General features: G+C 73.7%; 12 protein-coding genes. 11 read left to right on the top strand and 1 reads right to left on the bottom strand.

From position 1 onward, the window contains the following. Positions 1-300: 300 nt before the first annotated feature. The 9 genes from AB0D45_RS09820 (at position 301) to rfbC (ending at position 10,839) form a co-directional block, all read left to right on the top strand. Positions 301-1,524: a class I SAM-dependent methyltransferase gene (locus AB0D45_RS09820; protein ID WP_361599431.1), complete on the top strand. Its 1,224-nt coding sequence runs from the start codon at positions 301-303 to the stop codon at positions 1,522-1,524. Between the two features lie 43 nt (positions 1,525-1,567). After that, a complete protein-coding gene (gene rfbA / locus AB0D45_RS09815; protein WP_361599428.1) occupies positions 1,568-2,440 on the top strand; it encodes a glucose-1-phosphate thymidylyltransferase RfbA in 873 nt (290 codons plus the stop codon). A gap of 76 nt (positions 2,441-2,516) precedes the next feature. Then, on the top strand, positions 2,517-3,668 hold the full coding sequence (locus tag AB0D45_RS09810) for an AMP-binding protein (protein ID WP_362456615.1): 1,152 nt from the start codon (positions 2,517-2,519) through the stop codon (positions 3,666-3,668). Further along, positions 3,665-5,233, top strand: coding sequence for an aromatic amino acid ammonia-lyase (locus AB0D45_RS09805; protein ID WP_362456612.1), 1,569 nt, complete (start codon positions 3,665-3,667; stop codon positions 5,231-5,233). Before AB0D45_RS09810 ends, AB0D45_RS09805 begins: the two co-directional genes overlap by 4 nt. 120 nt (positions 5,234-5,353) lie before the next feature. Continuing rightward, complete coding sequence (locus AB0D45_RS09800; protein WP_362456610.1) at positions 5,354-6,313, top strand: LLM class F420-dependent oxidoreductase; 960 nt, start codon at positions 5,354-5,356, stop codon at positions 6,311-6,313. A gap of 4 nt (positions 6,314-6,317) precedes the next feature. After that, the gene (locus AB0D45_RS09795) at positions 6,318-7,055 is read left to right on the top strand and encodes a 4'-phosphopantetheinyl transferase superfamily protein (RefSeq protein WP_361599416.1); all 738 of its coding nucleotides are present in this window, start codon (positions 6,318-6,320) and stop codon (positions 7,053-7,055) included. Between the two features lie 75 nt (positions 7,056-7,130). Further along, positions 7,131-8,117 carry a dTDP-glucose 4,6-dehydratase gene (rfbB, locus tag AB0D45_RS09790; protein ID WP_361599413.1) on the top strand — a complete coding sequence of 329 codons (987 nt, stop codon included), beginning with the start codon at positions 7,131-7,133 and terminating at the stop codon, positions 8,115-8,117. After that, positions 8,114-9,085, top strand: coding sequence for a dTDP-4-dehydrorhamnose reductase (gene rfbD, locus AB0D45_RS09785; RefSeq protein WP_362456607.1), 972 nt, complete (start codon positions 8,114-8,116; stop codon positions 9,083-9,085). The genes rfbB and rfbD overlap by 4 nt, the downstream gene beginning before the upstream one ends. Continuing rightward, on the top strand, positions 9,067-10,839 hold the full coding sequence (gene rfbC / locus AB0D45_RS09780; RefSeq protein ID WP_362456604.1) for a dTDP-4-dehydrorhamnose 3,5-epimerase: 1,773 nt from the start codon (positions 9,067-9,069) through the stop codon (positions 10,837-10,839). The genes rfbD and rfbC overlap by 19 nt, the downstream gene beginning before the upstream one ends. Before the next feature lie 208 nt (positions 10,840-11,047). On the opposite strand, the gene AB0D45_RS09775 is transcribed toward rfbC, so the two are convergent. Then, positions 11,048-12,196 (bottom strand): FAD-dependent monooxygenase, encoded by a 1,149-nt coding sequence (locus AB0D45_RS09775; protein ID WP_362456601.1) that lies wholly within the window; start codon positions 12,194-12,196, stop codon positions 11,048-11,050. Positions 12,197-12,440: 244 nt separating this feature from the next. Here AB0D45_RS09775 and AB0D45_RS09770 point away from each other — a divergent pair, with 244 nt between their 5' ends. Together AB0D45_RS09770 and AB0D45_RS09765 are read left to right on the top strand one after the other, a co-directional pair. After that, a complete protein-coding gene (locus AB0D45_RS09770) occupies positions 12,441-13,487 on the top strand; it encodes a methyltransferase (protein WP_362456598.1) in 1,047 nt (348 codons plus the stop codon). A gap of 21 nt (positions 13,488-13,508) precedes the next feature. Continuing rightward, on the top strand, positions 13,509-14,078 hold a 570-nt coding region (locus AB0D45_RS09765; protein WP_362456595.1), incomplete at its 3' end, for an S-adenosylmethionine synthetase N-terminal domain-containing protein.

Raw genomic sequence — 14,078 nt, 5'->3', positions numbered from 1 at the left:
TGCGGATCTCCTCTTGCGGACCGTACGCGCGGACGGGGACGCAGCGAGGATAGGCAGCGGGGACGCCGGTATGACAGGCCGTTTCGCGATTTCGTGAACGGGCCGGGCGGGGCCGTCGGGTAATGCCGTGCGCGGCGGTTTTTTTGTCCCGCCAGCGAGACACCGGGCCATGTACGCGCTTCCACCGCGCACGATTTCTGAGGCAGACTCACCGGGACCCGCTTCGGACGGCGCACAGAGAACGCTCCGAAGCTTCTGCATTCGTGTGGCCGGCCGCCGGTCGGACTTCCAGGAGCATGTATGTCGAGCAAGTTCCACTGCCGTATCTGTGCCGCTCCGGTACAGAGTTTCTTCGACTTCGGGCGCCAGCCCCTGTCGGACGCCTTCCTCCCCGTGGACGCGGATCTCGGCCAGGAGTTCTTCTTCCGGCTGGACGTCGGCGTCTGCGAGTCCTGCACCATGGTGCAGCTGACGGAGGAGGTTCCGCGGGACCGGATGTTCCACGAGGCCTACCCGTACTACTCGTCGGGCTCCGCGTACATGCGGACCCACTTCGAGGACCTCGCCAAGCGCCTGCTGTCCACCGAGCTCACAGCGGACGACCCGTTCATCGTCGAGCTGGGCTGCAACGACGGCGTGATGCTCAAGGTGATCGCCGACCACGGCGTCCGGCACCTGGGCGTGGAGCCCTCCGGCGGTGTCGCGGACGTCGCCGCGGAGAAGGGCGTCCGGGTCCGCAAGTCCTTCTTCGAGGAGGCCACGGCGCGGGAGATCCTCGCCGAGGACGGCCAGGCGGACGTCATCTACGCCGCGAACACCCTGTGCCACATCCCATACTCGATCCTGCCTGGCGTGCGCGCCCTGCTGAAGCCGACCGGGGTGTTCGTCTTCGAGGACCCCTACCTCGGGGACATCGTCGAGCGGACCTCCTTCGACCAGATCTACGACGAGCACTTCTACTTCTTCACGGCGCGGTCGGTGCGGGAGATGGCCCGGCGCAGCGACCTGGAGCTGGTGGACGTCGAGCGGCTGTCGGTGCACGGCGGCGAGGTGCGCTACTTCCTGGCGCCCGCCGGACAGCGCCGGCCGTCCGAGGCCGTGGCCGCGCTCATCGCCGAGGAGGAGGAGCGCGGGCTGGCCGACCCGGCCACGCTGCGCGCGTTCGGCGAGCGGGTCCTGAAGATCCGCGACGACCTCAAGGCGCTGCTGGAGCGGCTGCGCGACGAGGGCAGGACGGTGGCCGGCTACGGCGCGACGGCCAAGAGCGCCACGGTGACCAACCTCTGCGGCATCGGCCCCGACCTGGTCCCGTTCATCTGCGACACCACCCCCGCCAAGCAGGGCCGTCTCAGCCCGGGAACGCACATTCCGGTGAAGCCGCCGACGGCGTTCTCCGAGTCCTACCCGGACTACGCGCTGCTCTTCGCGTGGAACCACGCCGAGGAGATCATGGCGAAGGAGCAGGAGTTCCGTGACGCCGGGGGCAAATGGATCCTCTACGTGCCCGACGTGCACATCGTGTGAGCCGGAATTCCGATCGCCCCCACCCTGACGAAAGAGAAGAGACATGAAGGGAATTCTTCTCGCGGGCGGCAGCGGGACGCGTATGTACCCCTCGACGCTCGCGACTTCGAAACAGCTTCTCTCGGTCTACGACAAGCCCATGATCTACCACCCCCTTTCGGTGCTGATGCTGGCCGGCATCAGGGAGATCCTGGTGATCTCGCAGCCGACCAGCATTCCCGCGCTGCAATCGCTGCTGGGCGACGGCGCGCACCTGGGCCTCACCATCACCTATGCGGAGCAGCAGGAACCGCGCGGTATCGCGGAAGCACTCATCATCGGTGCGGACCACGTCGGGGACGAGCCCTTCGCGCTGATCCTCGGGGACAACATCTTCCACGGCGCCGGATTCCCGCGGCTTCTGCGGGAAGCGCAGGAAAGCCTGGACGGATGCACCCTCTTCGGCTATCCGGTCTCCGACCCCGAGCGGTACGGGATCGCCGAGACCGACTCCGAGGGGATGTTGGTGTCACTGGAGGAGAAACCGCTCAAACCGCCCTCCGACAACGCGGTCACCGGCCTGTACTTCTACTCCCCCGAAGCGGTGGAGATCGCCCGCGGGCTCACCCCCTCGGACCGCGGCGAGCTGGAGATCACCGACGTCAACCGGGCGTTCCTGAAGGAGGGCCGGGCCCGGCTCATCCGGCTGGGACGGGGCTTCACGTGGCTGGACGCGGGGACGCACGACTCGCTGCTGGCGGCCAGTCAGTACGTCCAGGTCATCGAGGCGCGCCAGGGCGTCCGGGTGGCGTGCATCGAGGAGATCGCGCTGCGCATGGGCTACATCGACGCGGAGGACTGCCACCGCCTCGGCGTGCGGATGAAGAGCTCGCAGTACGGCCGGTACCTGATGCAGATAGCCGAGGTGGCCGCCTGACCGCGGCCCGGTTCCCGTCTCCGCGTCCCGCCCGTGCGGCGGGGCGCGGGCGGGACCTCAGTACAGGGGAGTTCGGGTGGAGTATCAGAAGCTGACGCCGGCGCGCGCGCTGGCCCTCGGGGCGGGCGCGCCGCCGGAGGTCGCCGACCGCGCCTGGTGCGTGCGCTGGGACGAGGTGCCGGACGCCGCCCGTACGGTCCTCCGTACGCTCCCGGCCGCGCTGGAGTTCCACACCTCCGGCAGCACCGGCCCCAGCCGCCGCTGGCTGCGCGCCCGCGGCGACGCCTGGCGCGAGGCCGGCATGCTCGCGGAGTTCGTCCGGCGGGACGCTCCGCAGGCGGTGGTCTCCTTCGCCCCGCCGGTCCACGTGTACGGCGCGCTGGCCACCGTGCTGCTGCCCGCCCGGCTGGGCGTGCCGGTCTGGTACCGGCCCGGCTACATCGGGGGGCTGCCGGACACCGGCGCGCGGCGGATCGTGGTCGTGGCCACGCCCTGGATCTTCTCCCTGCTGCTGCGGCACATGGACCGCGTCCGGTCCCTGGAGCACGTCACCGTCCTGTACAGCAGCGCGATGCTCCCGGCCGACGCCGCGGTGTTCCTCCGGGAGGCCGGGCCAGGGCGTGCGGCGATCGTGGAGCTGCTGGGGTCGACGGAGACCGGCGGGGTGGCCGTGCGCCGCTGGAGCGAGGGCGAGCCGCCCGCGTGGACCCTCTTCCCCGACGTCGCCTTCGCCGGCGGCGGGAGCGGTCCGGCTCCGGACGGCCGCACCGGCGGCGGCGCGGCGGACACCGCGGTCCCCCTGGTGATCCGCAGTCCGCGCCTCGCCCACCGGCCGGGCGAGCCCGCGCCGCACGAGTGGACGACCGGCGACCTCGTGGAACCGGTGGACGGACGGACCTTCCGGCTCCTGGGGCGCACCGGCCGGCTGGTCAAGATCAACGGCCGTCGGATCAACCTCGACGAGGCGGAGCACACCCTGCGCGCCCGCCTCGACTGCGCCGACCTGGCGCTCGTACCGGTCGACGACACCATGATCGGCGAGCACGTCGACCTGTACGTGGTGCCCCGGCCGGGCGCCGCGTCCGCCGGCACCGACCTTGCCGCGGTGCGCGCCGTCCTGGGTGCCCGCCCGCGCACGACACATGTGGTGCCCGCCCTCGGCCGGTCCGCGATGGGCAAGTTGCAGCACCTCACGACCTCACACTCACCGACAGGGATACCAACGTGACTCAGACCCCCGTCCCGGCCGACCGCGACGTCCTCGACATGCCCTCCCTGGACGCCATCGTCGAGGCCGCCTCCTGGACCGCGAAGCTCGGCCCGCTGACCGACGCGGACGTGGCCCGGATGCGGGAGAGCGGCGCCGTGGTCGACCGGTACCTCGCCGAGGGCAAGCCCGTCTACGGGCTGACGCAGGGCTTCGGTCCGCTGGTGACGCACTCGGCCAAGTCGGAGATGGAGCAGGGGAACTCGCTCATCTCCCACCTGGGCACGGCGCAGGGCCGGCCCGTCGACCCCGACGCCTCGCGGCTGGTCTTCTGGCTGCGGCTGAACAGCATGCGCAAGGGCTTCTCCGCCGTCTCGCCCGATTTCTGGGAGCGGCTGGCCGACCTGTGGAACGCGGGCTTCACCCCGGTGATCCCCCGGGACGGCACGGTGAGCGCGAGCGGTGACCTCCAGCCGCTGGCGCACGTGGCGCTGGCCTGTTCCGGACAGGGCGAGGCGTGGGTGCGCGACGCGCGGGGCGCCTGGTCCGTGCGCCCGGCCGCCGAGGCCCTCGCCGAGCTGGGCGCGCAGCCGCTGGAGTGGCCCGTCCGCGAGGCCCTCGCCTTCGTCAACGGGACCGGGGTCGGGCTGGCCGTCTCCATCCTCAACCAGCGTTCGGCGCTGCGGCTCGTGCGGGCCGTGGCGGCCCTGACCGCCCGGCTGACGGTCCTGCTCGGGGGCAACGCCGAGCACTACGAGGAGGGCGTCGGCCTGGCGCGCGGCCAGGTGGGGCAGCTGCGCGCGGCCCGCTGGATCCGCGCCGACCTGCCCGGGGACCACCTGCGCGACGAGCGCCGGCCGCTCCAGGAGCCGTACAGCCTGCGCTGCGCGCCGCAGGTGCTCGGAGCGGCGCTGGACCAGCTGGAGGCGGCCGGCGAGTTCCTGCTCCGCGAGGCCAACGGCTGCACCGACAACCCGATCACCTTCGAGGGCCGGGTGCTGCACGGCGGCAACTTCCACGCCATGCCGGTGGGCTTCGCCTCGGAGCAGACCGGGCTGGCCATGCACATGGCCGCCTATCTGGCGGAGCGCCAGCTGGCCCTGCTGGTGAGCCCCACCACCAACGGCGACCTGCCCATCATGCTCACGCCCCGCGCCGGCCGCGGCGCCGGACTGGCCGGGGTGCAGATCAGCGCCACCTCCTTCATCTCGCGGATCCGGCAGCTGGTCACCCCGGCGTCGCTGACCACGCTGCCCACCAACGGCTGGAACCAGGACCACGTGCCCATGGCGCTGAACAGCGCGAACGGCGTGGGCGAGGCGCTGGAGCTGGGCTGGCTCGCCGTCGGCTCGCTCGCCCTGGGCGCGGCCCAGCTGGCGGTGATGACCGAGCGGGAGGCGCAGACCGCGGGCGTGTGGGCCGAACTCGCCGGGATCTCCCCGGCCCTGGAGGCCGACCGCCCCATGGCCGGCGAGGTGCGCGCGGCCGCCGTCCTCCTGCGCGACCACGCGGAGGGCCTCCTCGGCGCCGACGCGGAGCGGCTCCTCGGCGCCGACGCGGAAGGCCTCCTCGGCGACGCCGCCTGAGGAGGGGCGCAGGCCCCCGCCGGCCCCGTTCCCCCGCGGGGCCGGCGGGGCACGCCCCGCCCCGCCGGCCGCCCGCCGCGTACCTCCGCATCCACCGCACACGAGACTGGAGACGACCCGATGACCCGCTGGGGGATCACCCTCCCACTGACCGGCGTACCCCTGCCGGCGCACCGGGAGCTCGTCGAGCGGCTCCCCGACCTGGGCTACACCGACGTGTGGACGGCCGAGACGGCGGGCACCGACGCCTTCACCCCCCTGGCGCTGGCCTCGCAGTGGTCCTCGCGGCTGCGGCTGGGCACCGCCGTCGCCCCGGTGTTCACCCGCGGGCCCGCCCTGCTGGCCATGACCGCCTCCTCCCTCGCCGACTGCGCGCCCGGCCGGTTCGCCCTCGGCATCGGGGCGTCCTCGCCCGGCGTGGTGCGGGACTGGAACGGGCTGGAACACACCCAGCCCTACGCCCGCACCCGTGACACCCTGCGGTTCCTGCGCTCCGCCTTCACCGGCAGGCCCGTCAACGCGCAGTACCCCACCTTCTCGGTCCGCGGGTTCCGGCTGGAACGGCCGCCGGCCACTCCCCCGCCGGTGCTGCTGGCCGCGCTGCGCCCCGGCATGCTGCGGCTCGCCGCGGCCGAGGCGGACGGGGCGATCACCAACTGGCTGGCACCGCACGACGTGCCGAAGGTCAGGGCCGAGGTCGGGCCGGAGACCGAGCTCGTCGCCCCGGTCTTCGTGTGCGTCACCGAGGACGCCCGCGAGGCCCGGCGCCTGGGCCGCATGATGATCAGCAGCTACCTGACGGTCCCCGCCTACCGGGCGTTCCAGGACTGGCTCGGGCGGACGGAGCCGCTCGCCGCGATGCACCGGGCCTGGGACGCCGGCGAGCGGTGGCGCGCGGTGATGGCCGTACCGGACGAGGCGGTGGACGAACTGATCGTGCACGGCAGCCCCGAGGAGTGCCGGGCGCGGATCCGCGCGTACGCGGAGCACGGGCTCGACACTCCCGTGATCGCGCTGCTGCCCTCCCAGGGCGGCGATCCCGTCGCGCAGGTCGAGGCGCTCGCTCCCGGGCGGGACTGACGGCGTGCTCCCACTGATCGTTCCGGCCGGTGTCGAGACCGCCGAATGCCACGAGGACGAGCCGGCGCCCGTGCTGTTCCCCGAGGAGCGGGCGCTGGCGGCCGGCATGGGCGCCGCCCGGCGCCGCGAGTTCGCCACCGTGCGGCACTGCGCCCGGCGCGCGGGCCTGCGGATCGGCGTCCCGCCCGCTCCGCTGCTCACCGGTCCGAGGGGCGCGCCCCGGTGGCCGGACGGGGTCGTCGGCAGCCTCACGCACTGCCGGGGGTACCGCGCCGCGGCGCTGGCCCGGGCCGGCGACGCGCGTGCCATCGGCATCGACGCCGAGCCGCACCGGGCGCTGCCGGACGGCATGCTGGACCGCATCGCGCTCCCCGAGGAGCGCGCGGAGCAGCGCGGCCTGCGGGCCCTGGACGCCGGGGTGTGCTGGGACCGCCTGCTGTTCTGCGCCAAGGAAGCCGTGTACAAGGTGTGGTCCCCGCTGACGCGGGCCTGGCTGGGCTTCCACGAGGCTTCGGTGAGCATCGCGCCGGCGACCGCCGCCCCGGCTGCCGGCACGACGGCGGGCACGTTCCGCGTACGCCTGCTCAAGGCCCCGCCGGACGGCGCCGCGGGCCGCGTGCCGCCCGTCCTCGAAGGCCGCTGGATCGCCTCCGGGCAGCTGCTCCTCACCGCGATCGTGGTGCCGGCCGGTCCCCCGGCCCGTACCGCCGGTGCAGCGCGCGGGGGCCGCCCCCGCGCCTGAGCCCTCCGCCGACCCTTCCCACCCTTCCTTCCCCACCGGTCCGTGCCGGTGCTCACGACAAGGTGCGCATGCCCCATGACGACCCGGATGCTCGTCACCGGGGGAGCCGGATTCATCGGCTCCCACTACGTCCGTACGCTGCTCGGCCCGCAGGGTCCCGGCGACGTGTCCGTGACCGTGCTCGACAAGCTCACCTACGCCGGCTGCCCCGCCAACCTCGACCCCGTGCGCGCGCATCCGGGCTTCTCGTTCGTGCACGGCGACATCTGCGACCGGAAGGTCGTACGGGACCTCATGGCGGAGCACGACCAGGTGGTGCACTTCGCCGCGGAGTCCCACGTCGACCGTTCCATCGAGGGCGGTGACGAGTTCTTCCGCACGAACGTCCTGGGCACCCACACCCTCCTGTCCGCCGCCCACCAGGCGGGCGTGGACACCTTCGTCCAGGTCTCCACCGACGAGGTGTACGGCTCGATCGACGAGGGCTCCTGGCCCGAGTCCCACCCCCTGCGGCCCAGCTCCCCGTACTCGGCGAGCAAGGCGGGCGGGGACCTGGTGGCGCTGTCGTACCACCACACCCACGGCCTGGACGTGCGCCTCACCCGCTGCTCGAACAACTACGGGCACCACCACTTCCCCGAGAAGGTCATCCCCCTGTTCATCACCCGGCTCCTGGACGGTGACACGGTCCCGCTGTACGGGGACGGCGGCAACGTCCGGGACTGGCTGCACATCGACGACCACGTCCAGGGCATCGAGCTCGTACGGACCGGGGGGCGCGCCGGGGAGGTCTACAACATCGGGGGCGGCACCGAGCTGTCCAACCGCGAGCTCACCGAGCTGCTCCTGGAGGCCACCGGCCGGAAGTGGGAGGAGGCCGTGGAACACGTCGCGGACCGCAAGGGGCACGACCGCCGCTACTCCGTCGACTGCACCAAGATCCGCGAGGAGCTCGGCTACGCCCCCCGCGTGCCGTTCGCCGAGGGACTCGCCGACACCGTGCGCTGGTACCGCGACAACCGCGCCTGGTGGGAGCCGCTCAAGGCCCGGGCGGCCCTGTGACGGCACGCGGGGCGCGGCCCTGGCTGGTGACCGGCGCCGGGGGCATGCTCGCCCGGGACCTGCTCGGCCGGCTGGCGGACGCGGGGATCGACGCCGTCGCCGCCGGCCGCGCCGAACTGGACGTCACCGACCCGGCCGCGGTGCGCGCGGCGTTCGCCGCGCACCGCCCCGCCCTGGTCGTCAACTGCGCCGCGTGGACCGCGGTGGACGCCGCCGAGGACCACGAGGCGCAGGCGCTCGCGGTCAACGGCACCGGGCCGCGCCTGCTGGCGGGGGCGTGCCGCGCCGCGGGCAGCCCGCTGTTGCAGCTCTCCACGGACTACGTCTTCGACGGCCTGCGCCGCGAGCCGTACCCGGAGCACGCGGCGGCCGCCCCGCGCAGCGCGTACGGACGCAGCAAGCTGGCCGGCGAGCGGGCGGTCCTGGAGCTGCTGCCGGACACCGGCTACGTGGTGCGGACCGCCTGGCTGTACGGCGCCGGCGGCGACAGCTTCGTCCGCACGGTGATCGGGCTGGAGCGCGAGCGGCCGACCCTGGACGTGGTCGAGGACCAGTGGGGCCAGCCGACCTGGACGGCCGATCTGGCCCGGCAGCTGGTGGGGCTGGGCCGGCGGGCGCTGGCCGGCACCGCCCCGGCGGGCGTCTACCACGGCAGCAGCGGCGGCCGGACGACGTGGTTCGCCTTCTGCCGGGAGATCTTCCGGCTGCTCGGCGCCGACCCGGAGCGGGTCCGTCCCACCACCGGCGACCGCTACGTACGCCCGGCGCCCCGGCCGGCCTACAGCGTGCTCGGCCACCAGCGTTGGCACGCCGCGGGCATGGCGCCGATCCGGCACTGGCGGACGGCGCTGGCCGAGGCGCTGCCGGCGATGGGCCACGGTCCGGCGCTCCGCCCCGTGACGGCGGGCGCGCCGGAGGAACGCGACACGCACGAGAAAGCCGAGATCACATGCGACCCCTGCGCATAGAAGGTGCCTGGATCCACGAGCCCGAGGTGTTCGCCGACGAGCGCGGCAGCTTCCACGAGTGGTTCAAGGGCGACGCCTTCCGTGCGGCCACCGGGCTGGACCTCCCGCTCGCCCAGGCCAACGTCTCCGTGTCCCGGCGCGGCGCCCTGCGCGGCATCCACTTCGCGGAGGTCCCCCCGGGGCAGGCGAAGTACATCACCTGTGTGCGCGGCGCGGTCCTGGACGTGATCGTGGACGTGCGCACGGGGTCCCCGACGTTCGGGCAGTGGGAGATGGCCCGGCTCGACGACACCGGCCGCCGGGCGGTCTACCTCTCCGCGGGGCTCGGGCACGCCTTCCTCTCCCTCACGGACGACGCCACCGTGGTCTACCTGTGCTCCGAGGGCTACGCGCCCCACCGCGAGCACGGCATCCACCCGCTGGACCCGGACCTCGCCATCGACTGGCCCGCGGACCTGGTGCCCGTCCTGTCGCCGAAGGACGCGCGGGCCCCCTCGCTGGCCGAGGCGGGCCGGCGCGGCCTGCTGCCCGCCTACGGCGCACGGCCCCGCCCGGCGCGGCGGCCCGCGCACGTGGCCATGTTCAGCGTGGCCGCCCACGGGCACGTCAATCCCAGCCTGGAGGTGATCCGCGAACTCGTCGCCCGCGGCCACCGCGTGACGTACGCCGTCCCGGAGTCCTTCGCCGACGTCGTCGCCGCCACCGGGGCCGAGCCGCGCACCTTCACCACCACGCTGCCCGCCGCCGGCGCGCCGCACGCGTGGGAAGGCGGACTCGTCGACCACCTGCGGCTGTTCATGGCCGATGCCGGCCGGGCCCTGCCCCAGCTGCTGCGGCTGTACCAGGACGACCGCCCCGATCTGGTCCTGTACGACCCGATGGCCTACGCGGCCCCCGTGCTGGCCGGCCGCTGGGGGATCCCGGCCGTCCAGCTCTCCCCGCACGCCGTCGCCTGGGAGGGCTACGAGGAGGACCTGGCGGCGGGGCGGGTGGGCGCGGCCCACACCTGGCTCGCCAACGACGGCGTGTCCATCGGCCCGGGGCGCGTCGCCCGCCGCCCCGAACGCTGCATCGCCCTGGTCTCGAAGCTCCTCCAGCCGCACGCCGACCGGGTCGACGGCTCCGTCTACTCCTTCACGGGCCCCTGCCGGGGCGCCGGCGGGCACCCGGACGACGGCTGGACGCGCCCGGCGCACGCCGAGCGGGTCGCCCTGATCTCCCTGGGCACCCTGTTCACCCGGGCCGGCGACTTCTACCGGGCGTGCGTCGCGGCCTTCGCCGACCTGCCGGGATGGCACGTCGTCCTGCAGATCGGCTCCGGTACCGACCCGGCGGAGCTCGGGGACGTCCCGCCCCACGTCGAGGTGCGCACCTGGGTCCCCCAGGCGGCGGTGCTCGCCGAGGCCGACGTCTTCGTCACGCACGCGGGCGCGGGCAGCGCGCACGAGGGGCTCCTCCACGGGGTGCCGATGGTGACCGTTCCGCGGGCCGTCGACCAGTTCGGGAACGCCGAGATGCTGGAAGGGCTGGGCGTCGCCCGGCGGCTGGCGGTGGACGACCTCACGCCGGACGCCCTGCGCGCGGCGGTCCTCGCCCTCCTCGCCGACCCCGGGCTCCCGGAGCGCTTCGCCGGGATCCGGCGCCGGCTGGCCGCGGAGGGCGGCGCCTCCCGCGCGGCCGACCTGATCGAGGACGCCCTCGCCTCCCCGCCGCCGCCCTCCGGCTCCCCCGCCCGTACCGCTACCCGACCGTGACGCCGGGGTCGCTCTGATCAACCCGCAGCGGATCCTGTGCCGGCAGCCGCGGCGGTGTCGGACGGTTCCGCGGTGAAGGCCGTCTTCCTGAGCGGAGAGGCCCGGCGCAGGCTCCGGCGGCGGCCGCGGTCTCGATGGTGCGGCCGATCCTGGTAGTGAGGGCGGCCGCCGTCCGCCCAGGTCGACGGGGGACGGCGGAAGAACCACATCAGCCACATGGGTGTGCTCCGGTTCCGAGGAGGGGGAGGGGGAGGGAGAGCGGCAGCAGCGCACGGTCGAGGGCCTCGGCGGTCAGGAGGGTGCCGCGGGCCGCGAGGTAGCCGTCGGGCCTGATGAGGAGCCAGCCGCCGGGCGGGGTGCCCAGCGCCGTGCGCAGCCGCCGGCCCGGGTCGGGGAGGGAGGCGGCGTCGCCCAGGATCCGCACCGACAGCCAGGCGCCGTACTGGGCGCCGGCCGCGGCAGCCACGGTTTCCGGCGTGCCCTGCGGCCCTGCTCCGCCCGCCGCGAGCAACAGGGACCATCTCGGATCCCTGAGTTCCGCGCGCAGGACGTCGCAGGCCGGCCCGGCTTCGGTGACGCGCGACCCCGGCCCGGGGGCCGGGGTCGGTTCGGGTCCTGCCACCCCGACGTGGTAGCCCGAGATGAACTCGACGGCGCTCCTGGTGGTCAGGGAGCTGTCGCGGTAGGCGAGCCCCAGCCCCGAGCGGCGGCCCAGTGCCGTGCGCCGCAGGGCGGGGACGCGGTCGGCGAGGGCCAGGAGCCCCGGCCGGGGACCCGGGTCGGCGGAGAGCTCCTCCTCGTAGCTGTGCAGCAGCCGCGGACCTGCGTGGCCCTGCTCGACCATCGCGAGTTTCCAGGCGAGGTTGTACGCCTGCCGGATACCGGTGTCGGGGTCCCGGTCCGCTCCGGCCGTGAAGCGGCGGCCGGCGTGGCCCGGGGGCTCCGCGGACCCGTCGCAGGTGACCAGCCATGACGCGTCGGGGGCGTACGGGGGCCGCACGCCCCATTCGACGCCCACCCCGAGGGCCGCCACGGCTTCGCGCAGCAGCGCCCCGAGGAGCGCCCGGTCGATGACGACGGTGTACGGGTAGCGGGTGGGCAGCGCCGAGTAGTCCGCGTCGAGCCCGCTCGTACGCCCGTTGAGGAGGACGCCGTCCACGATGCCCATCTGGTCGAGCACTTCCAGGGTGCGCGGCCGGAGGTCCACCGGGTGGCCGGCCGCGGCCGGTCCGGCAGCGGCGTCGACCACCCGTACGGGCAGTCCGCGGCGGGCCAGTTCGTGGGCGACCGTCAGGCCCGCGGCGCTCGCGCCCACGACGAGTGGCCGGCGTCGCGGCTGCTCGGTCACCGGGCTCATCCCCTCTCCGTTCCACGGCCGGCGGGGTGCCGAGCCGCCATGAGCGTGAGCAGGGCCGCTCAACGGAAGACCGAGTACCCCTCGATGCGCGGTGGAGCCGCGGGGCGGTCCGCGGAGCTGCGGGACCGGGCCGCGGGAAATCTGTTCGGGATCTGGTCTGTACCGGGCAGGCCGGTTCATCGGCGGTGACCATCGGGGTGCGTCTCGATCCCGGTGGCGCAAGGAGACCAGTCAGGAGGCGACCGTGTACGAGTTGAGCGCGGAACAGCGGGAGGCGGCAGCTGCCGTACGGCGGTTGCTCTATGCCCAGCTTCCCTCTCGTGCGCTGGTCGTCGTGGCGCAGCTGGGTGTTCCCGACCTGCTCGCCGAGGGGCCCTTGGACATCTCCGCCATCGCGGAGCGGACCGGGACGGACGCTGTCGCGCTCGCCCGGCTGCTGCGCGGTCTCGCCGTGTTCGGCCTGTTCGAGGAAGGCGTCGGCCAGGTCTACTCCCTGACGCCGCTCGGTGAGGCCCTGACGTCCGGGCACCCGGCTTCCGCGCTGCCGTCGGCGACCCTGGTCGCAGGGCAGTTCGGCGAGGCCTGGGACCGGTTGCTCGAGACCGTGCAGTCGGGGCAGTCGCCCTTCGAGCGCAGCCGGGGCGTCTCACTGTTCACCCACATGGAGCAGGACGAGGAGCTTCGCGCCACCTTCGACGACTCCCAGGGCCGCGGGCTGGCCCTGGAGCTGGACGAGATCCTGCGTTCGATCGACTTCTCGGTGTATCCCACGGTCGTCGACGTCGGCGGCAGCGACGGCACGTTCCTGCGGAAGATCCTTGCGGCGCACCCCTCCATCAGGGGGGTCGTCTTCGATCTGCCCAGCTCGACGTCCCTCCAGGCGGAGCGCACCGCCCCGGATCCGCTGGAGGGCCGCTACTCCGTGGCCACGGGGGACTTCTTCGACAGCGTCCCCGAGGGCGGCGACCTGTATCTGCTCTCGCACATCCTGCATGACTGGGACGACGAGAGGGCGGTCCGGATCCTGCGCACCTGCCGCGCCGCCATGGCGGACGACGCGACGCTGATGGTCGTGGACCTGATCGCCGCGGACCGCGGGCAGCGGGACGAGCGGCTGCACACCGCAGCCCTGATGGATCTCTACATGCTCTCGCTGTTCGGCGGAAACGGCGGCCAGGAGCGCACCGCGGCCCAGGTCGAGGTCCTGCTGGACAAGGCTGGTTTCCGGATCACCCGTGTGGACGCCCTTCCCAGTGGCATGAACGTCATCCGCGCGGTCCCCACCGCCTGAAAAATCCTGGAGGAATCCGTCATGGGACGTCTCTTCACTTCCGAGTCGGTGACCGAGGGTCATCCCGACAAGATCGCCGACCGGATCAGCGACACCATTCTCGACGCGCTCCTGCGCGAGGACCCGACCTCCCGGGTCGCGGTCGAGACCCTGATCACCACCGGCCAGGTCCACGTCGCCGGTGAGGTCACCACCAAGGCCTACGCGCCGATCGCGCAGCTCGTGCGCCAGGCCGTCCTGGACATCGGCTACGACTCGTCCGCGAAGGGCTTCGACGGCGCCTCCTGCGGTGTGTCGGTGTCCATCGGGGCGCAGTCCCCGGACATCGCGCAGGGCGTCGACACCGCCTACGAGCAGCGCGTCGAGGGCGACGAGGACGAGCTCGACCGGCAGGGCGCGGGCGACCAGGGGCTGATGTTCGGCTACGCCTGTGACGAGACGCCCGAGCTGATGCCGCTGCCGATCCACCTCGCGCACCGGCTCTCGCGCCGCCTGTCGGAGGTCCGCAAGGACGGGAAGATCCCCTACCTGCGGCCCGACGGCAAGACGCAGGTCACCATCGAGTACGACGGGGACAAGGCGGTCCGCCTG

It is taken from the genome of Streptomyces sp. NPDC048352, assembly GCF_040651895.1.
Classification (GTDB): Bacteria; Actinomycetota; Actinomycetes; order Streptomycetales; family Streptomycetaceae; genus Streptomyces.
This window is presented reverse-complemented; position numbering and strand designations above follow the sequence as displayed.